Genomic DNA, 21797 nt, shown 5'->3' on the forward strand with positions numbered 1-21797 from the left:
GCGGCATGACCCCGCGCTTCTGTCCCGAATGCGCCGCGCCGCTCGTCGAGCGCGCGGACGCAGGCGAAGCCGGCAAGATCCGGCTCGCCTGCCCGGACGGACACTGGACGCACTGGGATAATCCGCTGCCGGTGCTGGCGGCCCTGGTGGAAGTGGAAGGGCGCATCCTTCTCGCGCGCAATGCCGCGTGGCCGGAAAAGATGTTCGCCCTGGTCACCGGGTTCATGGAGCGCGGCGAAACGCCGGAGCAGGGCGTCGCCCGCGAGCTCAAGGAAGAAACCAACCTCGACGCCGACGAGATCAGGCTGATCGGCGTCTACGAATTCATCCGCAAGAACGAAGTCATCATCGCCTACCACGTCAAGGCTTCCGGCGAGATCCGCCTGTCGGCCGAACTGGTCGACTACCGCCTGATCGCCCCCGAAAAACTCCGTCCCTGGCGTGCCGGCACCGGCTACGCGATGGCGGACTGGATGCAGGCGCGCGGTCTGCCGGTCGAATTCATCGATTTGCCGGCACAATAAGCCTTTCGGCAGTTAAATACTTTCTCACTGCTTGTTGCGGCGCACCATGCGTCGGGGATTTGGAGTAGAATTTCCTTATCTCTTTCTTGTTACAGAGCGTGACCATGGAATTTCACAAAGAGCTGGATGCACGCGGTTTGAACTGCCCGCTGCCTATCCTGAAAGCAAAGAAGGCGCTGGCTGAAATGACGAGCGGCGAAATCCTGCGCGTGATGGCCACCGACCCCGGTTCGGTACGCGACTTCCAGGCGTTCGCGCGGCAGACCGGCAACGAACTGGTCGGCCAGAGCGAAAACGACAAGGAGTTCACTTTTTTCATGAAACGCAAATAAAGCCTGCGCTGGCGCAGAACGCGCCTCCCGTCTTTCCATTACCCTCTCCCCCCTCGACTGCTTCACACGGCTTTACGCATCGCGCGCGAGCCGTTTCCCAGCGCCAAGCACCGTCAGACCTTTGGATTTTTAGTGCGATTTAGTGCATACTCTCTACCAATTAATAGAACGGTCGTGCTAAATTTCGTCGCACGCTCAGGTTCTGCATATAATCACGGTTTGGTTTACGTTAACGTCAATTGTTTCTTTACAAAGGCAAAGCTATGAAAGTCTTGGTACCAGTCAAACGCGTGGTCGACTACAACGTCAAGGTCCGCGTGAAGTCCGACGGCAGCGGCGTAGACATCGCCAACGTCAAGATGTCGATGAATCCCTTTGATGAAATCGCCGTCGAGGAAGCGACCCGCCTGAAGGAAGGCGGCAAGGTCACCGAAATCGTGGCCGTGTCCTGCGGCGTGACGCAATGCCAGGAAACCCTGCGTACCGCAATGGCGATCGGCGCCGACCGCGGCATCCTGGTCGAGACCGATGCCGAACTGCAGCCGCTGGCGGTGGCCAAGCTGCTCAAAGCCGTCGCCGACAAGGAGCAGCCGCAGCTGATCATCCTCGGCAAGCAGGCAATTGACGACGACTGCAACCAGACCGGCCAGATGCTCGCCGCCCTGCTGGGCTGGCCGCAGGCGACCTTCGCGTCGCGCGTGTCGATCGAAGACGGCAAGGCGGTCGTCACCCGCGAGGTCGACGGCGGCCTGGAAACCGTGTCGCTGACGCTGCCGGCCGTGGTCACCACCGACCTGCGCCTGAACGAGCCGCGCTATGTGACCCTGCCGAACATCATGAAGGCCAAGAAGAAGCCGCTGGACACCGTCAAGCCGGCCGATGTCGGCGTCGACGTCACCCCGCGCCTGAAGACGCTGAACGTTTCCGAGCCGCCCAAGCGCACCGCCGGCATCAAGGTGCCCGATGTCGCGACGCTGGTCACCAAGCTCAAGAACGAAGCAAAAGTCATCTAAACAAATTCAGATCAGGAATACATCACCATGACCGCACTCGTCATTGCTGAACACGACAATGCTTCGCTCAAGGGAAGCACGCTCAACACCATCACCGCTGCCGCGCAATGCGGCGGCGATGTCCACGTCCTGATCGCCGGCCACAATGCCGGCGGCGCGGCGGAAGCCGCATCGAAGATCGCCGGCGTGTCCAAGGTGCTGCTGGCTGATGCCCCGCACTTTGCCGACGGCCTCGCCGAGAACGTCGCCGAGCAGGCGATCGCTCTGGCCGGCAGCTACTCGCACGTGCTGGCCCCGGCCACCGCCTACGGCAAGAACATCGCGCCGCGCGTCGCAGCCCGCCTCGACGTCGGCCAGGTGTCCGAAATCACCAAGGTCGTCTCCGCCGATACCTTCGAACGCCCGATCTATGCCGGCAATGCGATCGCAACCGTGCAGGCGATCGATAACGTGAAGGTGATCACCGTGCGCACCACCGGCTTCGACGCGGCCGCCACCGGCGGCAACGCCGCGGTGGAAACCGTTTCGGCCGTCGCCGATTCCGGCAAGTCGGCCTTCGTGTCGCGCGAGATGGCCAAGTCCGACCGTCCGGAACTGACCGCTGCCAAGGTGATCGTCTCCGGCGGCCGCGGCATGGGCTCGGGCGATAACTTCAAGATCCTGGAGCCGCTGGCCGACAAGCTGGGCGCCGCCATGGGCGCATCCCGCGCGGCAGTGGATGCCGGCTTCGTGCCGAACGACTGGCAGGTCGGCCAGACCGGCAAGATCGTGGCGCCGCAGCTGTACATCGCGGTCGGCATTTCCGGCGCGATCCAGCACCTGGCCGGCATGAAGGATTCGAAGACCATCGTGGCGATCAACAAGGACCCGGAAGCACCGATCTTCTCCGTGGCCGACTACGGCATCGTGGGCGACCTGTTCGAGGTGGTGCCGCAACTGGTTTCCGAACTGGGCTGATAAGAAAACGCGGGGAGGGACGATGTGCCCGCTCCGCGTACAACAATACCTAAATACCGGGCAGGATTTGCCGGGTTTGTCGCGAGACTGACAGGATTTTTTTCCGGGTTTCGTAATAATTCCGGCAGTCCTGCCATTTCTTTTTGGAGTCACAAATGAGCTATGTCGCCCCGTTGAAGGACATGCTGTTCGTAATTAACGAACTCGCCGGCCTGTCCCAAGTGAATGCCTTGCCCGGCTGCGAAGATGCAAGCCCGGAAACCGTGGAAGCGGTGCTGGAGGAAAACGCGAAGTTCTGCGGCGAAGTGGTTGCGCCGCTCAACGTTGCGGGCGACAAGGAGCCAAGCTACTGGCACGACGGCGACAAGGTCACCACCACCAAGGGCTTCAAGGAAGCCTTCAAGGCATTCGGCGAAGCCGGCTGGCAGGGCGTGCAGCATCCGGTCGAATTCGGCGGCCAGGGCCTGCCGAAACTGGTGGCTACGCCGTGCATCGAAATGCTCAACTCCGCCAACCTGTCGTTCGCGCTGTGCCCGCTGCTGACCGATGGCGCCATCGAAGCGCTGCTGACGGCCGGTTCCGACGAACTGAAGGCGACCTACCTCGCCAACCTCATCTCCGGCAAGTGGACCGGCACGATGAACCTGACCGAGCCGCAGGCCGGCTCCGATCTCGCGCTGGTTCGCACCCGCGCCGAGCCGGTTGGCGACGGCACCTACAAGATTTTCGGCACCAAGATCTTCATCACCTACGGCGAGCACGACATGGCGGAAAACATCGTCCACCTCGTGCTGGCGCGTACCCCGAATGCGCCGGAAGGCGTGAAGGGCATTTCCCTGTTCGTGGTGCCGAAGTTCCTGGTCAATCAGGATGGTTCGCTGGGTGCGCGCAACGACGTGCATTGCGTGTCGATCGAACACAAGCTTGGGATCAAGGCCAGCCCGACCTCGGTGCTGCAGTTCGGCGACCACGGCGGCGCCATCGGCACGCTGGTCGGCGAGGAGAACCGCGGCCTCGAATACATGTTCATCATGATGAATGCCGCCCGCTTCGCCGTCGGCATGCAGGGCGTCGGGGTTGCCGAGCGCGCCTACCAGAAGGCCGTCGCCTATGCGCGCGAGCGCGTCCAGTCGCGCGACCTCGCCGGCTCGAGCGGCCCGGTCGCGATCATCCATCACCCCGACGTGCGGCGCATGCTGATGTCGATGCGCGCGCAGACCGAAGCGGCGCGCGCGCTGGCGTACGTCACGGCGGCGGCGTACGACGCCGCGCATCACCACGCCGATGATGCGGCACGCAAGGCCAACCAGGCGTTCTACGAATACATGGTCCCGATCGTGAAGGGCTGGTCCACCGAGATGTCGATCGATGTCGCCTCCAACGGCGTGCAGGTTCACGGCGGCATGGGCTTTATCGAGGAAACCGGCGCCGCGCAGTATTACCGCGATGCACGCATCCTGCCGATCTACGAAGGCACGACCGCGATCCAGGCAAACGACCTCGTCGGGCGCAAGACCGCGCGCGACGCGGGCGCCACCGCCAAGGCGATCCTGGTGCAGGTGCGCCGTACCGAAGAGGAGCTGTCGGCTTCGTCGTCCACCGACCTGGCCGCGATCCGCGCACAACTGTCGCTCGGATCGAAGGCGCTGGAAGATGTGGTTGACTTTGTCGTCGCCAACATGAAGTCCGACATCAAGGGCGTGTTTGCAGGAAGCGTGCCTTACCTGAAGCTGGCGGGCATCGTGCTGGGCGGATGGCAGATGGCGCGCGCGGCACTGGTGGCCGAGCGCAAGCTCAAGGCAGGCGAGGGCGACGCCAGCTTCTACCAGGCGAAAATCGGCACCGCGCGCTTCTTTGCCGATCACATCCTGTCGCAGGCGGCCAGCTATCGCACGGCGATCGTCGAGGGCAGCGCCGGCGTGATGGCGCTGACGGAAGAACAGTTCTGACGATACCGCGGGTCGAAAGTTCGTGGGGCGGTCCGCCATGCGCCGGACCGCCTTATTTTTTTATGTGCGGTGAACTCGTGACATTTTTTTCAATCTCTCGTATATCTCCTTAACACTCTTTGTTTCTGGTCGGGAGGCGATCATGAAACGATTTCTGGCGAAGGCAAGCCTGCTTGCCAGCCTATGTGCACCCTGGTGGACCACTGCCGCAGCGATCGACGGCATCACGACGGCGGATGCGATCGCGATCCACAAGGTGGTGCAATCCCAGCTTGATGCGCTGTCCAACGACGATGCGGTCGGCGCCTTCGAACTGACTACTCCCGAAAAGCGCATGCTGATCGGCAGTCCGGACAACTTCATGCGGATGATCAAGGAAGAGTACATTCCGATCTACCGCTATCAGCGCGTGATTTTTTCCAGCCCGGAAGTGATCAACGGTGATGCCATCCAGGTGGTGCGCGTCACTGACGGTTACAGCAAGGTCTGGGTCGCGGTGTTCTGGATGCAAGAGGGCGACGACGGTGCGTGGCGGGTGGACGGCTGCCACTTGCTCGAGACGACCAGCGTGTCCATCTGAGAAATAGCACGCCGCCGGATTCGATCACTGTCCGCGGCGGCGCGCAGCACGATGGTGCAAGGCGCCGCCTGTCTTGCCGGACCGGGTCTGCCTGCATATAACGATACTGTGCAGTGCTCGCTGCTGCATGCCTGCGCCCGCAGGCTTTGTGTCGTTGCGCATACTTTCCTCGCGAGGAGGCTATCATGGCCCGCAAGTACATTGATTGTCGCGAATTTCCGAGCGACATGAACTGCACCATCGCTTTGTCCGCGGATACCGACCAGGAGCTTCTGGATGCGGCTGTCCAGCATGCGGTCGCGGTACATCATCATCAGGATACGCCGGAGCTGCGCCAGCAGCTCCGGCAGCTGTTCAAGGAGGGCACGCCACCCGTCGAGCATCCGCTCACCCACGCCGCGTAGCCGGCATGAATCCTTCCTGCCGGCGTTTCAGCCGTAGGCGCCGCCTGTAAACAGCAGGTCGAAGGTGCGGGCGATGGTGGCAATCAGCGCGGTCGCCCCGCCGCCGAATGTCAGCACCAGCAGGACCGCCAGCGGCCAGCCCGAATCGGACTTCTTGCCGGAGTCCCGGTTATGCGCGGCGTCCCATTTGTCGTCGGGCGTCAATCCGATCACCAGCGCTTCGATGAAGCCGGCGAATACTGACAGCGGAAAGAGCAGGACGTGGACCCAGGCCCATTTGTCTTTCTTGCCGAAAAGATAAAAGCGATGGATGCCCAGCCCGCCGAACACGGCGGCCAGGAACGCGGCGAGCGTCTTGTTTTTATGAGGCAGCATGGATGCGAAGCGTCGGGTGGATTTGCTATTTTGGTAAAATCTTCCCTTTCATTATCGCCGGTAATGAAAGACTTCGTGCGCGCAACGCCTGTCTTCCGGCCTCCATGCCGCGATGCGGGCGCTTACCCTTCCCGTTGTTGCATGACTTAACTTGCAGGAAGGTGGGGAAGCGGGCTATAATTCCCGGCTTTTTCCGTCACCGTATACTTTTTGGAAGTAAATTATGGTCGTTATTCGTCTCGCACGCGCCGGCGCCAAGAAGCGCCCGTTCTACAACATCGTTGCCACCGACTCGCGCAATCGCCGCGATGGCCGCTTCATCGAGCGCCTCGGTTTCTACAATCCGGTTGCAGCCGGTAATGATGCCGGTTTCCGCATCGCCCAGGATCGCCTGACCCATTGGCAGAACGTCGGTGCGCAACTGTCCCCGACCGTTGCCCGTCTGGTCAAGCAAGCCGGCAAGGCTGCTGCTTAAGTTTGTCGTTCACTGGTGCAGCGGGGAACATGATCCCCGATGACCTGGTGCTGGTTGGTCATGTGACCGGCGCCTATGGCATCAAGGGCTGGGTCAGGATCAGGCCCTATTCCGCCGACGCGGACGCGATGCTGCATGCGAAGACGTGGTGGCTGGACAAGCCCGTCCTGCGCGATGTCGACGCCATGCAGGCAAAGGTCCACGGTGAAGACGTGGTTGCGCAGTTGATGGGCGTGGCGGACCGCGATGCGGCCGAGGCGCTCAAGGGTGCGACGGTCAAGATCCGGCGCAGTCATTTTCCGGTGCTGGATGATGACGAGTTCTACTGGATCGACCTGATCGGTCTGACGGTCGAAAACCTGCAGGGTGAGGCGCTGGGAACGGTGGCCGATCTGATGGACAACGGCGCGCATCCGATACTGCGGGTTGTGCAGCAGGAAGCCGCAGCAGGCGACAAGCCGAAAGAATCGCTGATTCCCTTCGTCGACGCATTCGTCAAGACGGTCGATCAGCAAGCAAGGAAGATAACGGTGGATTGGGGCCTGGATTACTAAGGCCTGTTCTGGGGAGTGGGTCGAGATGCAATTTGATGTCGTCACGCTCTTTCCCGAGATGTTCACCGCGATCACGCAGTCGGGCATCACCCGGCGCGCGTTCGAACAAAAGAAGTGTGCACTGTCGCTGTGGAATCCGCGTGATTTCACCAGCGACAATTACCGCACCATCGACGATCGCCCCTATGGCGGCGGCCCGGGGATGGTGATGCTGGCAAAGCCGCTGGAAGCCGCCATCGGGGCCGCGAAAGCGCGTCAGGCGGAACTGGGGTTGCCGCAGCCGCGGGTTGTGTATCTGTCGCCGCAGGGCAGGGCGCTCAGCCACGAACGGGTGATGCAGTTCACGACCGAGCCCGGAGTCGTGTTGTTGTGCGGCCGGTATGAAGCGGTCGACCAGCGCTTGCTGGACCGCTGCGTCGACGAGGAAATCAGCCTCGGCGATTTCGTGCTGTCGGGCGGCGAGCTGCCGGCGATGGCGCTGATGGATGCGGTGATCCGGCAATTGCCGGGCGTGCTGAATGACGATGTGTCGGCGGTCGAGGACAGTTTCGTCAACGGCCTGCTCGATTGTCCGCATTACACGCGGCCGGATGTATACGAGGGCATGGCTGTGCCGCCGGTATTGATGGGCGGGAACCATGCCGAGATTGAAAAATGGCGGCGCCATCAGGCGCTGGCAGCGACAGCGAAGAAGCGGCCGGACCTGATTGTGAAGGCGCGCGAGGCAGGATTGCTGACGCGGGCCGATGAAAAGTTTTTGAGCAGTCTGTAGTTGTTGTAACGCGCGGGAGTCATCCCGTATTTGTAAAATCCCATCCTCTACCGGGCACACAATTTCACGAGCGCCGGCATGATGGCTTAAGGAGCTGAACATGGACTTGATCCAGAAACTCGAGCAGGAAGAAATCGCCCGCCTGGGCAAAAACATCCCCGAATTCGCGCCCGGCGACACCGTTGTCGTCAACGTGAACGTGGTGGAAGGCACCCGCAAGCGTGCACAGGCTTACGAAGGCGTCGTCATCGCACGCCGCAACCGTGGCCTGAACTCCAACTTCATCGTCCGCAAGATCTCTTCGGGCGAAGGCGTGGAGCGTACCTTCCAGCTGTACTCGCCGCTGATCGCGTCGATCGAAGTCAAGCGCCGCGGCGACGTGCGTCGCGCCAAGCTGTACTACCTGCGTGAGCGTTCCGGCAAGTCCGCGCGCATCAAGGAAAAGCTGCCGAACCGCCGCGTGGTCGCGCAGGCAGCAGAGTAATTGCCTTCTGCAGCGCATAAGAAGGGCACCCTTGTGGTGCCCTTTTTTCATCTGCGCGTTCCGGCATCGGCAGGGCGCGCATTCACGCTAGAATCGAGACTGCAAACGCCTGCGCGCCAAGGAACACGTCTTGTCCAAATTGATTTTCGATCCCGAAACACTCCCCATCGATTCCTACGCCGGCGAGCCGGCCGTGGCGCAGGAACGCCTCACTGAAGCCCGGTTGCGCGCCCGCTTCGCCAATCCGCCATCCTGGCAGCCGGAGACCTTCGAAGAGCGCCTGATGCGCAAGCTGACGGCCGCACCGACGCCGGCCTCGGTACTGATGCCGATCGTGTTGCGCGACGAGGGATTGACCTTGCTGCTGACCCAGCGAACCGCGCATCTGAATGATCACGCCGGCCAGATCAGCCTGCCGGGCGGCCGTGTGGATGAAACCGATACGTCGGCGATCGAAACCGCCTTGCGCGAAACCGAGGAAGAAGTCGGCCTGCATCGGCGGCACATCGAGGTGCTGGGCTCGCTGCCGGATTATTTCACCGGCACCGGCTTTCGCGTGACGCCGGTGGTGGCGCTGGTGCGGCCGCCGTTCGAGCTGCGCGCCGATCCGTTCGAGGTCGCGGAGATCTTTGAAGTGCCGCTCTCCTTCCTGATGGACGGCGCCAATCACCAGCGCCGCAGCATCGACCTGCCGCAAGTGGGGCGCCGGACGTTCTATGCGATGCCCTATGGCCGGTTTTTCATCTGGGGGGCGACCGCAGGCATGCTGCGCAATCTGTTCCATTTCCTGCGCGCCTGATGCCGCTGCCGATGCCCAGCGCCGGTTTGATTCCGGCCTTTCCCTGGGTTATCGTTACGCCTACAGGATCCACAATTCGCTCCGATGACCTTTCTCTCCATTCTTTTCGCACTGCTTTTCGAGCAACTCAAACCGCTGCGCGCGGACAATCCTGTGTACGGCGGAATCAAGCAGATGGCAGCGCGCATGGAGGCATCGTTCAATGCGGGCCAGGAAGGCCACGGCCGCATGGCATGGATCGCGGTGATGCTGATCCTGCTGGTGCCGACGCTGGCGATCTACTGGGTGTGCGCGAAGATCAGCCCGCTGCTCGCGCTGGCATGGAATATCCTTGTCGTGTACCTGACCCTCGGTTTCCGCCACTACAGCCATTACTTCACTTCCATCCAGCTCGCGCTCAACAGCGGGGATGAGGCCGCCGCCCGCAGCCTGCTCGCGGAATGGACCCGGCAGGACACGACGGGCCTGGGCGTAAACGACATTTCCCGGATGGCCGTGGAAAAAGCGCTCGTCACCACCCACCGCAACGTGTTCGGCGTGTTCTTCTGGTTCGCGATGCCGCTCGGACCGGCGGGTGCGATCATGTATCGCGTCGCGGAATACCTTGCGCGCGCGTGGAACGAGCCGGAACACCTGAAGAACGAGCCGTTCGGGCGCTTTGCCGCCCGCGCGTTCTACTGGATCGACTGGGTCCCGGCGCGCCTGACCGCGATCGCATTCGCAGTGGTGGGCAACTTCGAAGACGCCATCTACGCGTGGCGCAATTTCGCGCACCGCTGGCAGGATGAGGCGATCGGCATCATCCTGTCGGCCGGAGGCGGTGCAATGGGCCTGCGCCTGGGCACGGCACGCGAAAATGCCGCCGACGTGCCGGTTGCCGACGCCGCCGCGGTGGACACCACCGGGATCGAGCCGGAAACCCCGCCCGGCGAAGAGGCGACGGTGCGTGCGTTGCAGAGCACCGTGGGGCTGGTATGGCGCGCCTTGCTGCTCTGGATGCTGCTGCTTCTGTTGCTGTCATTCGCGGTCTGGCTCGGGTAAGCCGGTCCCGGGGCGTCGACGCGCAGCAACGCGCGGCGCCTTCTCATGAATTTTCCCGGGATCGTTTCCTTCCTGCTGCGGAACATGCGGCGTTCTCTGTTCTCCTATCAGAATGTGCCGGCCTGCCTGGCGGCGGGTTGCCAACTCTTAAATATTGTCATTTTTCATAGTGCGAAATGTTGTTTCACTTCAAGTCTTCTATAAGATATAATATGCAAGAATACTGAAGCCTGCCGTCTCATAATGACTGCAGGCACATCAGCCGGGCGCAAATGCAGCGTCCGGCCCGGAGGCAGTACTGCTATTAGAGGGAAGCCGAACACATGGCCGATTCCACCACCGAGAAGCCCGTCGCGCGCGAGTTCTTTATCCAAGGCCTTACCAGCGACGGCAGGCAGTTCCGGCCGAGCGACTGGGCGGAGCGGCTGTGCGGCGTGATGTCCTGTTTCCGCCCGGAGGGGATGCGCGGCCCCGGAGCCCACTTGCGCTACTCGCCCTACGTGCGCCCGACCGTCCTGGGCGGCGTCAAATCGGTGGTCGTCAACGAGGCGCTGCGCGAGCTCGAGCCCCTGGCCTATCACTTCGTCCTCAATTTCGCCAAGGACAACGACCTGCAGGTCGTCGATGCCTGCCTGCTGCCGGAACCGAACCAGAAAAAGGCGTAGCGCTTCTTCCGTGTCCTGCCGGCGGTGCCGGCACCGCGTCATCCCGTCATGCCCGGCCACAATGGTCCTGCGATGCCCGCCGGACGTCCTTTACGGATAGGTTTGTCAGACCGACCTCGGCTCGTCTACGGCTACGCTCAACCGCACCAGGGTTTCCGCGCCACGCGCGCGCCGGCCGCCCGCTCCCTTTCCATCCACTTGTACACGACTGCGCCGCTGAGGCCGAACGCGCCATGCGCGGCGGCAGTGATCCAGTCGCGGCTGGCTTCAAACCATGGAAACAGCGCGGTGAAGAGATACATGTTCGTGGCGAACAGCGCGAACCCGAAGAGCAGGCCGGCAACCGCCGCCACGCCGGTTCGGCTTCCTGCAACGAGCGGGGCGAGCGCCAGCCCGTAGACGGCAGACAGCACCAGATGCACCAGCGTTGCGACCAGCATGATGCTCCAGTCGAACGCCACCGGCGGCGGCAGCACCTCCCTGCCGAGGACGATTGCCGCGGCGAGGCGCGCGTCGCGCAGCAGCATGCCGATCGCCGGCAGCGACGCGCTCCACCACAGCCCGACCTGGACCACGGTGGCGACGGCGCCGGCGACGAGTCCGGCAAAGGCGCCGGCCGGCCAGTTCGGCGGCGCGCCGTTTTTCTGCGGCTGTGACGGCAGCTCGCCGTAATGGGCATCGACCAGGCGTGCCCCGAGCCGGCACGCCAGCGCCTCTGCCCCCTGATGCATCAGCGCGTGATGATTTCTTTCGAACACCCGGCGGGTGAGCGGCGCGACAAGGTTCATCCAGGGCTTGGTGGTGCATACGCACCATTCGTAGCGCACCGTGGTGATGCCGGCCTCATGGCTGAAGGCCCATCGGCCCGATCCCCGCAGGTCGCCGTCCACCTCGGCTTCCAGGAACCGCAGGGTGTCGATACGGGTGGCGCGGGCACGGAAGGAGAGCCGGTATGGCAGGCTGCCTTTCCAGGTGTAGTGCCGAACACTGCCGATGCCGTTCACGTCGCCCGGTTCCAGCTGTTCGACCCGGTCCGCCCCCGGCCACCACGCCGGCCATGCCAGGGAATCCAGCACGGCGTCGAAGACTTGGGCCAATGGGGCGGCGATGCGCCAGATGGCGAGAAGGCGGTAGTCTTGCATGGGCAGCAGGAAGTGGCTTGTCTTGCAAATCACTCTAGTTCATTGCGGCCTTTTCCGCATTGCCGTACCCCGGCAATGACGCGACAAGGGTGTGGATGAAAACTCAATCTTTCTATAAAGAAATAAATCGGCTAAGCTATGCGCACTTCCGCGTCGCGCGGGCATTTCAATAAAGTGTTGCCGGAGTCGTATGCCAAGAGGCCGTCTTCCTTTCAAGCTGTCTGCAGCTGCTGTCCTGGCGCTGGTCATCGGTCTCGTGAGCACGACTGCGCTGTTCGTCGGCCTGCGCCGCCTCGAGAACGACAAGGTCAACCTCGATTTCCAGCAACGCGCCAACCGTCCCGTTGTCGCCGTCCGGCAGCAACTTGAAGACACCGTACAGGTGCTGAAGGTCCTGAACCAGCTGTTTGCGACCTTCGAGCCGGTCAGCCGGGAGCAGTTCCGGATCTTTACCAGCCCGTTACTGGAACGCCATCCCTATGTACAGGCCTTCAACCTGCATCGCTTTGTTCCCGGCAGCGAACGGCAAGAATACGAAGCGCAAATGCGCAAGCAGTTCCCGGAATTCGCGCTGACCCAGCTCAAGGACGGCAAGCCCGTTCCGGCGCAGCCGCGCGAGCGCCATCTGGTCGTCGAATACCTTGAACCCTTGCGCGGAAACGAAGTCGCGTTCGGACTGGACGTGTCTCCCAACCTGCAGCTGCTCGACGCGGTCGGCCGCGCGATCGACAGCGGCAAGGTTACCTCGACCGGCTTGCTCACCCTGGCCCAAGGCGGCGGCCTGCGCGGATTCCTGGTCGTGCTGCCGGTCTATCGGCACGGTGTCGCCCTCGATTCCGTCGAGGCACGGCGACGCGCCGCCATCGGCGATACCGCAGCGGTGTTCAACGCCAATGACCTGATCGGGAAGATCCTCGCCACCAACGGGCTGCTCGATGATCCGGGGCTGGCGATCAGCGTCTATGCGGACGCCACCTTCAGCGACGAGGCGCTGGCGTTCCGCAAAGGACCCCGGGCCGTTCAGGACGAGCCGGCATCCTTCCTGCCGCGCTGGCTTTTCCATGACCAGCCCGAGCGCCTGGTGCAGGACTTCGACGTGGCCGGGCGGACCTGGCGGATCGTGATTTCGGCCCCGCCTGCCTTTTTCACGGAGCGCCATACCGATTCGCTCTACGGCCTGTTCGCCGGTTGCCTGGTCAGCCTGCTGCTTGCCGCTGTTGCGCAGGTGCTGTCTTCGCGTTCCCGCCGCGTGCACAAGCTGGTCGAGCAGCGCACCGCGGAGCTGCGGCTTGCGAACGACATGCTGCGGGAGGATATCGCCGCGCGCAGGCGCGCAGAAGAGGGGCTGCAGCTGCGCCAGCGCGCGATCGACGCCAGTGCGAATGCCGTCATCATCACGAGCGCGCTCGCGCCGCGCTACCCGATCGAATACGTCAACCCGGCTTTCGAGCGCATTACCGGCTACAGTGCGTCCGAAGTGCTTGGCCGCAGCTGCAGCCTGCTCTGGGCCGAGGACCGGGACCAGCCGGAGATCGAGGAACTGCTTGCCGCCTTGAGGGACAAGCGCGAAGGCCATGCGGTGCTGCGCGGCTATGGCAAGGACGGCAGCATGTTCTGGAGCGACACCTATCTCGCCCCGGTGCGCGACGACACGGGCGAGGTCAACCATTTCGTCGTGGCGCTGTATGACATTACCGCCACCAAGCGTTACCAGGCGGAGCTCGAATTCCAGGCCAACCGCGACACCCTCACCGGACTGGCGAACCGCAACCTGCTGCATGACCGCTTGCGCCAGGCGAGCGCCTATGCCGGGCGCTATGGCCACCCTGTGTGGGTGATGTTCATGAACCTGGACCGCTTCAAGTTCGTCAACGACACTCTCGGCCATCGCGCCGGCGACCAGCTGCTCAAGATCGTCGCCGACCGCCTGCGCCGCGCGCTGCGCGATGCGGACACGATTGCCCGCCTGAGCGCCGATGAATTCGTGATCATCCAGCCCGAGCGCGCGGAAGGCGGCCTGTCGCCGGCCGTGGTCCAGCGCATCATGGACGCGGTGGCCGAGCCGATCGTGATCGAGGGCCATGAATTCGTGATGGGATGCTGCATCGGCATCGCTGTCTGTCCGACGGACGGCGTTGATGCCGACCAGCTGATCAAGCATGCGGGAATCGCGATGTATCGCGCCAAGGAGCTGGGGCGCAACAATTTCCAGTTCTATACGTCGAGCATGAACGAAAGCGCAATGGAGCGCCTGCGGCTGGAGGGGGATCTGCGCAGCGCGCTCGAGCGCGAGGAATTCGTACTGCATTATCAGCCGCAGGCCGAGCTGGGGACAGGGCGCATCATTGCCGCCGAAGCGCTGATCCGCTGGAACCATCCGGTGCTCGGCATGGTCTCGCCGGCGCGCTTCATCAGCCTGGCCGAAGAGATGGGATTGATCGTGCCGATCGGCGCCTGGGTGCTGCGCACCGCCTGCCGGCAAAGCGTGGCATGGCAGCGGGCCGGCCTGGGCGCGGTGCGCGTGGCGGTGAACCTGTCGGCGCGCCAGTTCTACCAGCAGGACCTGTTGTCCACGATCGCTTCCGTGCTGGAGGAAACCGGAATCGCGCCGCATCTGCTCGAACTGGAGCTGACCGAAAGCATGATGATGAACGATGTCGAGCACGCGGTCGACATCCTGCGCCGCCTCAAGTCCATGGGCGTGCATCTGTCGATCGACGATTTCGGTACCGGTTATTCCAGCTTGTCCTACCTCAAGCGTTTCCCGATCGACCTGCTGAAGATCGACCAGTCTTTCGTACGCGACATCACCTCCGATCCTGACGATGCCGCAATCGTGCTGTCGATCATATCGCTTGCGCACAGCCTGCGCCTGCGCGTGATCGCGGAAGGCGTAGAGACCGAGGCGCAGCTCGGCTACCTGCAGCGTCACGGCTGCGACTTCATGCAGGGCTACTATTTCAGCCGCCCGCTGCCTGCCGCCGAATGCGGGCAGCTGCTGCGCGACGGCACCCAGCTGCTGCTGCCGTTCGGCAGTGCCGACGGCCCCGGGCAGTCGCTGCTGATCGTCGACCATGAAATGGGCACGACGTCGGCGCTCAAGCGCCTGCTGCGCCAGGACGGCTATCAGGTGTATGCGGCGTTGAGCGCGCAGGATGCGTTCGACGTGCTGGCTCGTCATCCGATCCAGGTCGTGCTGTGCGAGCAGGGCATGCCGGATCTGCCGGGCAATGAATTGCTGAGCCGGGTCAAGACCCTGTATCCGGACACGGTGCGCGTCTTGCTGGCGGCGCAAACGCCGGTCGACTCGGTTGTCGACGCGGTCAACCATGGCGAGATCTACCGCTTCTACACCCGTCCCTGGGACGATGCGGCGATCAAGGAAGGCATCAGGGATGCTTTCCGCCATTACTGGATGATGCGCGCAGGAGGAATCAGGCGCAGCCGCCATGTATCGCCGGCATTGCAGGCAACCGCCGCCATCAGCGCAAGCTGACGCACTTCCTGTTCAGCTTGCCAAGAGGCATGGATATCGCCGCGTGCATGCGAGCGCAGGAACGCCGGCTCGCTTCCCTGATCGAACCGCAAAGGTGCCACACGGGAGCCGCAAATGAGTTCAAGCAGAAAAGAGCGCGATACCTTCGGTCCGATCGACGTCCCGGCGCAGCGCTTGTGGGGTGCGCAGACCCAGCGCTCGCTCGAGTATTTCCGTATTTCCGCCGAGCGCATGCCGCCGGAACTGATCCATGCGCTCGCGCAGGTCAAGCGGGCCTGCGCCAAAGTCAACCTCGATCTCGGCCGCCTCGAACGGGCAAAGGCGGATGCGATCATCCGCGCGGCCGATGAGGTGATCGACGGACAGCATCCGGAAGAGTTTCCGCTGTCGGTGTGGCAGACCGGATCCGGTACGCAAACCAACATGAACATGAACGAGGTGCTCGCCAACCGCGCCTCCGAACTGCTGGGCGGGCCGCGCGGGGACGGGCGGCTGGTGCACCCGAACGACGACGTCAACCTCGGCCAGTCGTCCAACGATATTTTCCCCACGGCGATGCATGTTGCCGCCGCCACCGCGGTCACCAACAGCCTGATGCCCGCACTGCATGCATTGCGGGCGACGCTGGGGCAGAAATCGGCCGCGTTCGCCGCTATCGTCAAGATCGGGCGCACTCATCTGCAGGATGCGACGCCGCTGACGCTCGGCCAGGAATTCTCCGGCTACACCGCCCAGCTCGACCATGCGCGCTTCTGCGTGCAGTGCGTGCTGCCCGCGTTATACGACCTTGCCGTAGGCGGCACGGCGGTCGGCACGGGATTGAATACCCACCCGGCCTTCGGCGAGCGTGTCTGCGCGGAACTTGAAAGCCGTATCGGCTTGCCTTTCCGCAGTGCCGGCAACAAGTTTGCTGCGCTCGCGGCCCATGACGCAATGGTCGCCGCCCACGGCACGCTCAAGACGGTGGCCGCGGCACTGATGAAAATCGCCAATGACATACGCTGGCTCGCATCCGGACCGCGCTCGGGCCTGGGCGAGATCACGATCCCGGAAAACGAACCCGGCAGTTCCATCATGCCCGGCAAGGTCAATCCCACCCAGTGCGAAGCGATGACCATGCTCTGCTGCCAGGTATTCGGCAATGACGTCGCGCTGAATATCGGTGGCGCATCGGGAAACTTCGAGCTGAACGTATTCAAACCGCTCATCGTGCACAACTTCCTGCAAAGCGTACGCTTGCTCGCCGACGGCACGCGCAGCTTCGACAGCCACTGCGCGCAGGGCATCGAGCCGAATCGGGCGCGTATCGGCGAACTGATGGAACGATCGCTGATGCTGGTCACCGCGCTGGCGCCGCATATCGGCTATGACCGCGCGGCGCAGATTGCCAAGAGCGCGCACCGCGACGGAACCACCCTCAAGCAGGCTGCGCTGGACAGCGGTTACGTCAGCGCGGAAGATTTCGAACGCTGGGTCCGTCCGGAACAGATGACCGGGCCCGCCGCCTGAGCCGCCCTGTGCCTCTGAGCGCCGGTGTAAGTGTGCCGTAAACAAACAGTTGCATGATGTGAGCGACAGGCGCACCGGCCTGTTCAACCTGGCAAGCGGCCAACAGTTTGCAGGAGAACAAGTCCGGGCGTCGTGACGGCCCGCGCGTCCTGCCCCATACCTGCAAGGCGCGGCCGCACCCGATTGGTGTCATGCCTCACGTCGGGCCGCGCCGCCGTATTGCTGCCTGCCCCATGCTCGTCGACCTGCCGACCTAAAAGAAAGCGTGATAAAAATGCAGCGTCCATTGCTTCGTTACCTGATCCTGTTTGCCTTCGCAGCTGCCGTGGCTGCCGCGATCGCCTCGTTTCAGTGGCTCGGCGGACTTGTGGTGCATCCGTTCATCGCAGCCTTCATTGCCTGTGCCGCCGGGATTCTTGCTGTGAACGCGGGACGGGGCAAGCGAGGCGACGATCCCCCGGCCTTCGCACAAAAGGTCGGCGATGCCATCGACCACCTGATGATCGGCGCGGCGGAAACCTCGTACTTCGTCGACTCCATCAAGAAAAAAATCGACCAGGACCTGCAGACGACGCAGGACATCGTCGGCGGCGCGCAGCAGACGGCAAGTGCCACCGAGCAGATTGCCGCCAACGCGAAGCGGGCGTCGATGGTCGCCGCCGACGTGCGTGCGCAGAGCGTGGCCGGGCGCACCGAGGTGGACCAGGGCCTGCGCCAGATCAGCCGCGCGCGCGACGAAGCGCAGACCGCGTCGGGCATGATGGGCGAGCTGCAGGAAAAGGCGCGCCGCATCCACGGCATCACCGAGGTCATCAATGAAATCGCAGCGCGCACCAATCTGCTGGCGCTGAACGCCGCGATCGAAGCGGCGCGCGCCGGCGAGCACGGCCGCGGCTTCGCGGTGGTCGCCGGGGAAGTACGGCAACTGGCGCAACGCACGAAGGAAGCCACCGACGACATCGGCGTGATGGTGCGCGAGATCAACGAGGAAGCGGAACGCGCGGGCGCCGGCATGAGTGCGCTTACAGGCAGGGTGACGGAAGCCGCGCAAAACGTGGAAAAGGTGCATGCCATTCTCGGCAGCATCGAACAATCCTCCGCGGCGTCGCAACGGGAAATCGAGGAGATTGCGGACGCGTCGGGTCATCACGTTGAAACCACCGGCATCATCGCGCGGGCGATCCTGCGCATCCGCGACGACATGCTGGCGACCGAGAAGGAATTGCCGCTGGCATCACAGTCGGCGATGATCCTGTCCGAACGCGCCGAGGGCCTGTTCGACGCCTTGACGGCGAGCGACGCGCAGACCTCGCACGACGAAATCCGTGTGGTCGCGCAGCGTGCGGCGAGCGAGGTGGGCAAGCTGTTCGAGCAGGCCATCGCATCCGGCCAGATCACGGAAGCGGCGCTGTTCGATCGCCGTTACAAGCCGATCCCCGACACCAACCCGCAAAAGCACAAGAGCGCCTTCGACACCTTCACCGACCGCGTGCTGCCGCCGATCCAGGAAGCGATCCTGCAGAGCATGCCGCAGTTTGCATTCGCGATCACGGTCGACAGCAAGGGCTATGTGCCGACGCACAACAGGAAGTTCTCGCATCCCCTCACCGGGGATTATGAAACCGACCTGGTGAACAACCGCACCAAGCGCATTTTCAGCGACCGCACCGGCTCGCGCTGCGGATCGAACACCCGGCCCTTCCTGCTGCAGACTTACAAGCGCGACACCGGCGAAGTGATGCACGACCTGTCGGCGCCCATCTATGTGAACGGCAAGCATTGGGGCGGATTCCGGGTCGGCTACCGGTCTGCCACTTCCGTTCAGTCCCCGTCGAGGCAGCTTGCGCGCTGAGAAGGCAGCGGGGGCAAGCGGCTAAGGACGATCAGTCCGCCGCGTCGCGGCCACGTACCGCCTGCATCACCTGCTCCCGGAACCAGCGGTTCGCCGGATCGTTGTCGACATTTGCATGCCAGTACAGGAATACGTCGAAGGCGGGGATTTCCATCGGAAAGGGCAGGATCTGGTTGCCGAACTGTTCGTTGGCGATCTGCGCATAGCGTCCCGGCATAGTCAGGATCATGTCGGTTTCGCTGACCACGCGGCAGGCCGCGAAGTAGTGCTGGCAGCGCAGCCGTACGCGGCGCTCCAGCCCGAAGCGGGACAGTTCGAAATCCTCCAGGCCAAGCCCGCGCCGGCGCGAGCTCGCGAGAATGTGATCCTGCTTCAGGTAGGTGTCGATATCGATCCCGCCGTCGATGGCGGGATGCCCCTGGCGCGCAACCACCACCGTCGCATCCTGGTAGATCCGGGTGCGCATGACGTCGTTGGGAAGCGGCAGCAGCACGTCGATCGCCCCGTCCAGCGTACCGTTCGCCATTTCGCTCTGCAGGTCGCGCCGGTCGACATGGCCGGCAGCGATGTCGACCAGCGGCGCGTTCCTGCGCACGCGCAGCATCAGCGGCGGCAGGATGGTTGCTTCCAGCACATCGCGCAGCGCAATGTTGAAACGCTTTTCACTGGTCGCCGGGTCGAATGCATGCACGCCGTTGAGGGTGACTTCCAGCCCGCGCAGCGCAAGCCGGATCGGCTCGATGATGCTGCGCGCCAATGGCGTGGACACCATCGCATGCCCCTGGCGCACGAACAGCGGATCGTCGAACATCTGGCGCAACCGACCCAGCGCGTGGCTGATCGCCGGCTGCGTCAGGTTCAGCTTCTGGCTGGCGCGCGTGACGCTGCCTTCCGTATAGATTGCATCGAAGACGGTGAAGAGATTCAGGTCGACCCGGGAGATATGCATGGAATTTATATAGTTCGATAACAACTATTCATTTGATCGATTCTATACCCGGCGATATGCTTTCCACAACCTGGCGCAGACCGCGCAGGCACAGGGGAAGCAGGGGCGAAATGGGACAGATTTACCTCGTCCGTCACGGACAGGCATCATTCGGCAGCAGCAATTATGACCAGCTCTCGGAGCTCGGCCAGGAGCAGGCCCGTCTCCTCGGGGAATGGTTCGCCAATTCCCACCAGAAATTCCATCGGGTCGTCACCGGCAGCCTGAAGCGCCACCGCCAGACCGCCGACGTCTGCATCGGGGTGCTGCCCAAGGCAGACTGCATCGACACCGAGTGGACGACCGACCCCGGGTTCGACGAGTACGACCACCACGAGGTGCTGGTGCGCCACCGGCCGGACTTCGAGGATCCGGCAGAGGTGAAGCGCTTCCTTGCCTCCAGCCCGAGGGCGAAGTACGCGTTCCAGGAGATTTTCCAGGCTGCGATGGCGCGCTGGATGAGCGGCGCGCATGACGCCGACTACCGCGAGCCATGGCCGCTGTTCCAGCGGCGCTGCGTGGATGCGCTGCAGCGCCTGGTCGACAGCGCGGACAAGTCGCAGAACATCGTCGTGTTCACCTCCGGCGGCACGATTTCCACTATCTGCCAGCACCTGCTCGGGCTGTCCGACCGCCAGGTGGCCGATCTGAACTGGACACTGGTCAACTGCGCGATGACCAAGCTGTTCTACCAGCCGGGCCGCATCACGCTCAGCTACCTCAACAACTATGCCCATCTGGAATGGCTGGGCAAACCGCATACCATCACCTATCGTTAAACATGACCAACGTTAACCTGTTCGACCTTTCCGGGAAGATCGCCCTCGTCACCGGGGCCAGCCGCGGCATCGGCGAAGCCATTGCCAGGACCCTCGCCGCGTACGGCGCGCATGTGATCGTGTCCAGCCGCAAGCTGGAAGGCTGCGAAGCCGTGGTGGCCGCGATCCGCGACGCAGGCGGTTCCGCCGAGGCGCTGGCCTGCCATATCGGCGAAATGGCGCAGATCGACGCGCTGTTCGCATCGATCGAAAAAAGACACGGGCGGCTCGATGTGCTCGTCAATAACGCGGCGACCAACCCGTACTTCGGCGCCATCGTCGACACCGACCTGTCTTCTTTCCAGAAAACGGTGGATGTGAATATCCGCGGCTACTTCTTCAGTTCCGTCAATGGTGCGAAGCTGATGGCGAAGAATGGCGGCGGCAGCATCATCAACGTTGCCTCCGTCAACGGCATCATTCCAGGCGACATGCAGGGCATCTATTCGATCACCAAGGCGGCGGTCATTTCGATGACCCATGCGTTTGCGAAGGAGTGCGCCTCCTCCGGCGTGCGCGTGAATGCATTGCTGCCGGGCGCGACCGACACCAAGTTCGCATCGGCGCTGGTGCAGAACCCGGCAGTGCTGCAGCGCCTGATGCCGCATGTGCCGATGCAGCGCGTGGCGCAACCCGACGAGATGGCCGGCGCGGTGCTCTACCTGGCGTCGAATGCGGCAAGCTATACGACAGGCACCTGCATCAACGTCGACGGCGGCTATCTGCTCGGCTGATTTTTTGGCAGGTGAGTGTGGCTGGAGACGATAGCAGTACCGAAGAAAAGGGAGGCAGGACGCCATCCGCGTCCTGCCCAACCTTTCAGGAAAGGCGCGTTCCACCCGCTCCCCGCAGCCAGAACGAGAATCGCAATTCCACCCCAGGCAACCCCAACCCCTAACAACCCCGCGCGCAGCGCACACTTCTTCAATGGAGTAACACATGGACTTCCAGTACAGCGATAAAGTCAAGGACCTTCAGAAGCGCCTCAACGCCTTCATGGACGAGCACATCTACCCGAACGAAGCGAAATTCTTCGGCGAGATCGAGAAGAACCGCGCCGCCGGCAAT

At 63.1% G+C, this 21797-nt stretch carries 22 protein-coding genes; 19 read left to right on the forward strand and 3 right to left on the reverse strand.

What is annotated here, in order from left to right; all coding sequences use genetic code 11:
• Positions 1-5 precede the first annotated feature (5 nt).
• The 7 genes from VEC01_RS19075 (at position 6) to VEC01_RS19105 (ending at position 5759) form a co-directional block, all read left to right on the forward strand.
• A complete protein-coding gene (locus tag VEC01_RS19075) occupies positions 6-524 on the forward strand; it encodes an NUDIX domain-containing protein (RefSeq protein ID WP_324902499.1) in 519 nt (172 codons plus the stop codon).
• Positions 525-628: 104 nt separating this feature from the next.
• On the forward strand, positions 629-856 hold the full coding sequence (locus VEC01_RS19080) for a sulfurtransferase TusA family protein (protein ID WP_324902500.1): 228 nt from the start codon (positions 629-631) through the stop codon (positions 854-856).
• A 263-nt stretch (positions 857-1119) separates the two neighbouring features.
• Entirely contained in the window at positions 1120-1869 is a 750-nt protein-coding gene (locus tag VEC01_RS19085) for an electron transfer flavoprotein subunit beta/FixA family protein (protein ID WP_324902502.1), read from the forward strand.
• Between the two features lie 27 nt (positions 1870-1896).
• Positions 1897-2826: an electron transfer flavoprotein subunit alpha/FixB family protein gene (locus tag VEC01_RS19090; RefSeq protein ID WP_324902503.1), complete on the forward strand. Its 930-nt coding sequence runs from the start codon at positions 1897-1899 to the stop codon at positions 2824-2826.
• Positions 2827-2981: 155 nt separating this feature from the next.
• The gene (locus VEC01_RS19095; protein ID WP_324902504.1) at positions 2982-4775 is read left to right on the forward strand and encodes an acyl-CoA dehydrogenase; all 1794 of its coding nucleotides are present in this window, start codon (positions 2982-2984) and stop codon (positions 4773-4775) included.
• A 142-nt stretch (positions 4776-4917) separates the two neighbouring features.
• Complete coding sequence (locus tag VEC01_RS19100) at positions 4918-5355, forward strand: DUF4864 domain-containing protein (protein ID WP_324902505.1); 438 nt, start codon at positions 4918-4920, stop codon at positions 5353-5355.
• 185 nt (positions 5356-5540) lie between these two features.
• The gene (locus tag VEC01_RS19105; RefSeq protein WP_324902506.1) at positions 5541-5759 is read left to right on the forward strand and encodes a DUF1059 domain-containing protein; all 219 of its coding nucleotides are present in this window, start codon (positions 5541-5543) and stop codon (positions 5757-5759) included.
• A gap of 27 nt (positions 5760-5786) precedes the next feature.
• Here VEC01_RS19105 and VEC01_RS19110 read toward each other — a convergent pair whose 3' ends face one another.
• On the reverse strand, positions 5787-6134 hold the full coding sequence (locus tag VEC01_RS19110) for a TM2 domain-containing protein (RefSeq protein WP_324902507.1): 348 nt from the start codon (positions 6132-6134) through the stop codon (positions 5787-5789).
• Positions 6135-6357: 223 nt separating this feature from the next.
• Here VEC01_RS19110 and rpsP point away from each other — a divergent pair, with 223 nt between their 5' ends.
• The 7 genes from rpsP to VEC01_RS19145 all read left to right on the forward strand — a co-directional run bounded on the left by rpsP (position 6358) and on the right by VEC01_RS19145 (position 10924).
• A complete protein-coding gene (gene rpsP, locus VEC01_RS19115) occupies positions 6358-6609 on the forward strand; it encodes a 30S ribosomal protein S16 (RefSeq protein WP_324902508.1) in 252 nt (83 codons plus the stop codon).
• Positions 6610-6638: 29 nt separating this feature from the next.
• Positions 6639-7163 (forward strand): ribosome maturation factor RimM, encoded by a 525-nt coding sequence (rimM, locus tag VEC01_RS19120; protein WP_324902509.1) that lies wholly within the window; start codon positions 6639-6641, stop codon positions 7161-7163.
• Positions 7164-7188: 25 nt separating this feature from the next.
• Positions 7189-7935 (forward strand): tRNA (guanosine(37)-N1)-methyltransferase TrmD, encoded by a 747-nt coding sequence (gene trmD, locus VEC01_RS19125; RefSeq protein WP_324902510.1) that lies wholly within the window; start codon positions 7189-7191, stop codon positions 7933-7935.
• A 100-nt stretch (positions 7936-8035) separates the two neighbouring features.
• Positions 8036-8419: a 50S ribosomal protein L19 gene (gene rplS, locus VEC01_RS19130; RefSeq protein WP_324902511.1), complete on the forward strand. Its 384-nt coding sequence runs from the start codon at positions 8036-8038 to the stop codon at positions 8417-8419.
• 130 nt (positions 8420-8549) lie between these two features.
• Entirely contained in the window at positions 8550-9218 is a 669-nt protein-coding gene (locus tag VEC01_RS19135) for a CoA pyrophosphatase (protein ID WP_324902512.1), read from the forward strand.
• 84 nt (positions 9219-9302) lie between these two features.
• The gene (locus VEC01_RS19140; protein WP_324902513.1) at positions 9303-10259 is read left to right on the forward strand and encodes a CobD/CbiB family protein; all 957 of its coding nucleotides are present in this window, start codon (positions 9303-9305) and stop codon (positions 10257-10259) included.
• A 323-nt stretch (positions 10260-10582) separates the two neighbouring features.
• Positions 10583-10924, forward strand: a complete 342-nt coding sequence (locus tag VEC01_RS19145; RefSeq protein WP_324902514.1) for a DUF3579 domain-containing protein — start codon at positions 10583-10585, stop codon at positions 10922-10924.
• A gap of 137 nt (positions 10925-11061) precedes the next feature.
• On the opposite strand, the gene VEC01_RS19150 is transcribed toward VEC01_RS19145, so the two are convergent.
• Positions 11062-12099 carry an SRPBCC family protein gene (locus VEC01_RS19150; RefSeq protein WP_324902515.1) on the reverse strand — a complete coding sequence of 346 codons (1038 nt, stop codon included), beginning with the start codon at positions 12097-12099 and terminating at the stop codon, positions 11062-11064.
• Between the two features lie 157 nt (positions 12100-12256).
• Here VEC01_RS19150 and VEC01_RS19155 point away from each other — a divergent pair, with 157 nt between their 5' ends.
• From VEC01_RS19155 to VEC01_RS19165, 3 genes are all read left to right on the forward strand, one after another.
• Positions 12257-15562, forward strand: coding sequence for an EAL domain-containing protein (locus tag VEC01_RS19155; protein WP_324902516.1), 3306 nt, complete (start codon positions 12257-12259; stop codon positions 15560-15562).
• A gap of 114 nt (positions 15563-15676) precedes the next feature.
• The gene (fumC, locus tag VEC01_RS19160) at positions 15677-17071 is read left to right on the forward strand and encodes a class II fumarate hydratase (protein ID WP_324902517.1); all 1395 of its coding nucleotides are present in this window, start codon (positions 15677-15679) and stop codon (positions 17069-17071) included.
• A 274-nt stretch (positions 17072-17345) separates the two neighbouring features.
• Positions 17346-18923: a methyl-accepting chemotaxis protein gene (locus tag VEC01_RS19165; protein WP_324902518.1), complete on the forward strand. Its 1578-nt coding sequence runs from the start codon at positions 17346-17348 to the stop codon at positions 18921-18923.
• Positions 18924-18954: 31 nt separating this feature from the next.
• On the opposite strand, the gene VEC01_RS19170 is transcribed toward VEC01_RS19165, so the two are convergent.
• Positions 18955-19872: a LysR family transcriptional regulator gene (locus VEC01_RS19170; RefSeq protein WP_324902519.1), complete on the reverse strand. Its 918-nt coding sequence runs from the start codon at positions 19870-19872 to the stop codon at positions 18955-18957.
• A gap of 110 nt (positions 19873-19982) precedes the next feature.
• On the opposite strand from VEC01_RS19170, the gene VEC01_RS19175 reads away from it, so the two are divergent.
• On the forward strand, positions 19983-20690 hold the full coding sequence (locus tag VEC01_RS19175) for a histidine phosphatase family protein (RefSeq protein WP_324902520.1): 708 nt from the start codon (positions 19983-19985) through the stop codon (positions 20688-20690).
• A 2-nt stretch (positions 20691-20692) separates the two neighbouring features.
• Positions 20693-21463 carry an SDR family oxidoreductase gene (locus VEC01_RS19180; RefSeq protein ID WP_324902521.1) on the forward strand — a complete coding sequence of 257 codons (771 nt, stop codon included), beginning with the start codon at positions 20693-20695 and terminating at the stop codon, positions 21461-21463.
• The last annotated feature ends 334 nt before the right edge of the window (positions 21464-21797 follow it).

The sequence above is a fragment of the Noviherbaspirillum sp. genome, assembly GCF_035627455.1.
Taxonomy (GTDB): domain Bacteria; phylum Pseudomonadota; class Gammaproteobacteria; order Burkholderiales; family Burkholderiaceae_D; genus Noviherbaspirillum.

Bases quoted from the DNA above. Each gene is read 5' to 3' on its own strand.
- VEC01_RS19085 (WP_324902502.1), top strand. From the start codon at position 1,120: ATGAAAGTCTTGGTACCAGTCAAACGCGTGGTCGACTACAACGTCAAG.
- rpsP (WP_324902508.1), top strand. From the start codon at position 6,358: ATGGTCGTTATTCGTCTCGCACGCGCCGGCGCCAAGAAGCGCCCGTTC.
- VEC01_RS19140 (WP_324902513.1), top strand. From the start codon at position 9,303: ATGACCTTTCTCTCCATTCTTTTCGCACTGCTTTTCGAGCAACTCAAA.
- VEC01_RS19175 (WP_324902520.1), top strand. From the start codon at position 19,983: ATGGGACAGATTTACCTCGTCCGTCACGGACAGGCATCATTCGGCAGC.
- trmD (WP_324902510.1), top strand. From the start codon at position 7,189: ATGCAATTTGATGTCGTCACGCTCTTTCCCGAGATGTTCACCGCGATC.
- VEC01_RS19155 (WP_324902516.1), top strand. From the start codon at position 12,257: ATGCCAAGAGGCCGTCTTCCTTTCAAGCTGTCTGCAGCTGCTGTCCTG.
- rplS (WP_324902511.1), top strand. From the start codon at position 8,036: ATGGACTTGATCCAGAAACTCGAGCAGGAAGAAATCGCCCGCCTGGGC.
- VEC01_RS19145 (WP_324902514.1), top strand. From the start codon at position 10,583: ATGGCCGATTCCACCACCGAGAAGCCCGTCGCGCGCGAGTTCTTTATC.
- VEC01_RS19075 (WP_324902499.1), top strand. From the start codon at position 6: ATGACCCCGCGCTTCTGTCCCGAATGCGCCGCGCCGCTCGTCGAGCGC.
- VEC01_RS19180 (WP_324902521.1), top strand. From the start codon at position 20,693: ATGACCAACGTTAACCTGTTCGACCTTTCCGGGAAGATCGCCCTCGTC.
- VEC01_RS19090 (WP_324902503.1), top strand. From the start codon at position 1,897: ATGACCGCACTCGTCATTGCTGAACACGACAATGCTTCGCTCAAGGGA.
- rimM (WP_324902509.1), top strand. From the start codon at position 6,639: ATGATCCCCGATGACCTGGTGCTGGTTGGTCATGTGACCGGCGCCTAT.
- VEC01_RS19100 (WP_324902505.1), top strand. From the start codon at position 4,918: ATGAAACGATTTCTGGCGAAGGCAAGCCTGCTTGCCAGCCTATGTGCA.
- fumC (WP_324902517.1), top strand. From the start codon at position 15,677: ATGAGTTCAAGCAGAAAAGAGCGCGATACCTTCGGTCCGATCGACGTC.
- VEC01_RS19110 (WP_324902507.1), bottom strand. From the start codon at position 6,134: ATGCTGCCTCATAAAAACAAGACGCTCGCCGCGTTCCTGGCCGCCGTG.
- VEC01_RS19170 (WP_324902519.1), bottom strand. From the start codon at position 19,872: ATGCATATCTCCCGGGTCGACCTGAATCTCTTCACCGTCTTCGATGCA.
- VEC01_RS19095 (WP_324902504.1), top strand. From the start codon at position 2,982: ATGAGCTATGTCGCCCCGTTGAAGGACATGCTGTTCGTAATTAACGAA.
- VEC01_RS19165 (WP_324902518.1), top strand. From the start codon at position 17,346: ATGCAGCGTCCATTGCTTCGTTACCTGATCCTGTTTGCCTTCGCAGCT.
- VEC01_RS19105 (WP_324902506.1), top strand. From the start codon at position 5,541: ATGGCCCGCAAGTACATTGATTGTCGCGAATTTCCGAGCGACATGAAC.
- VEC01_RS19080 (WP_324902500.1), top strand. From the start codon at position 629: ATGGAATTTCACAAAGAGCTGGATGCACGCGGTTTGAACTGCCCGCTG.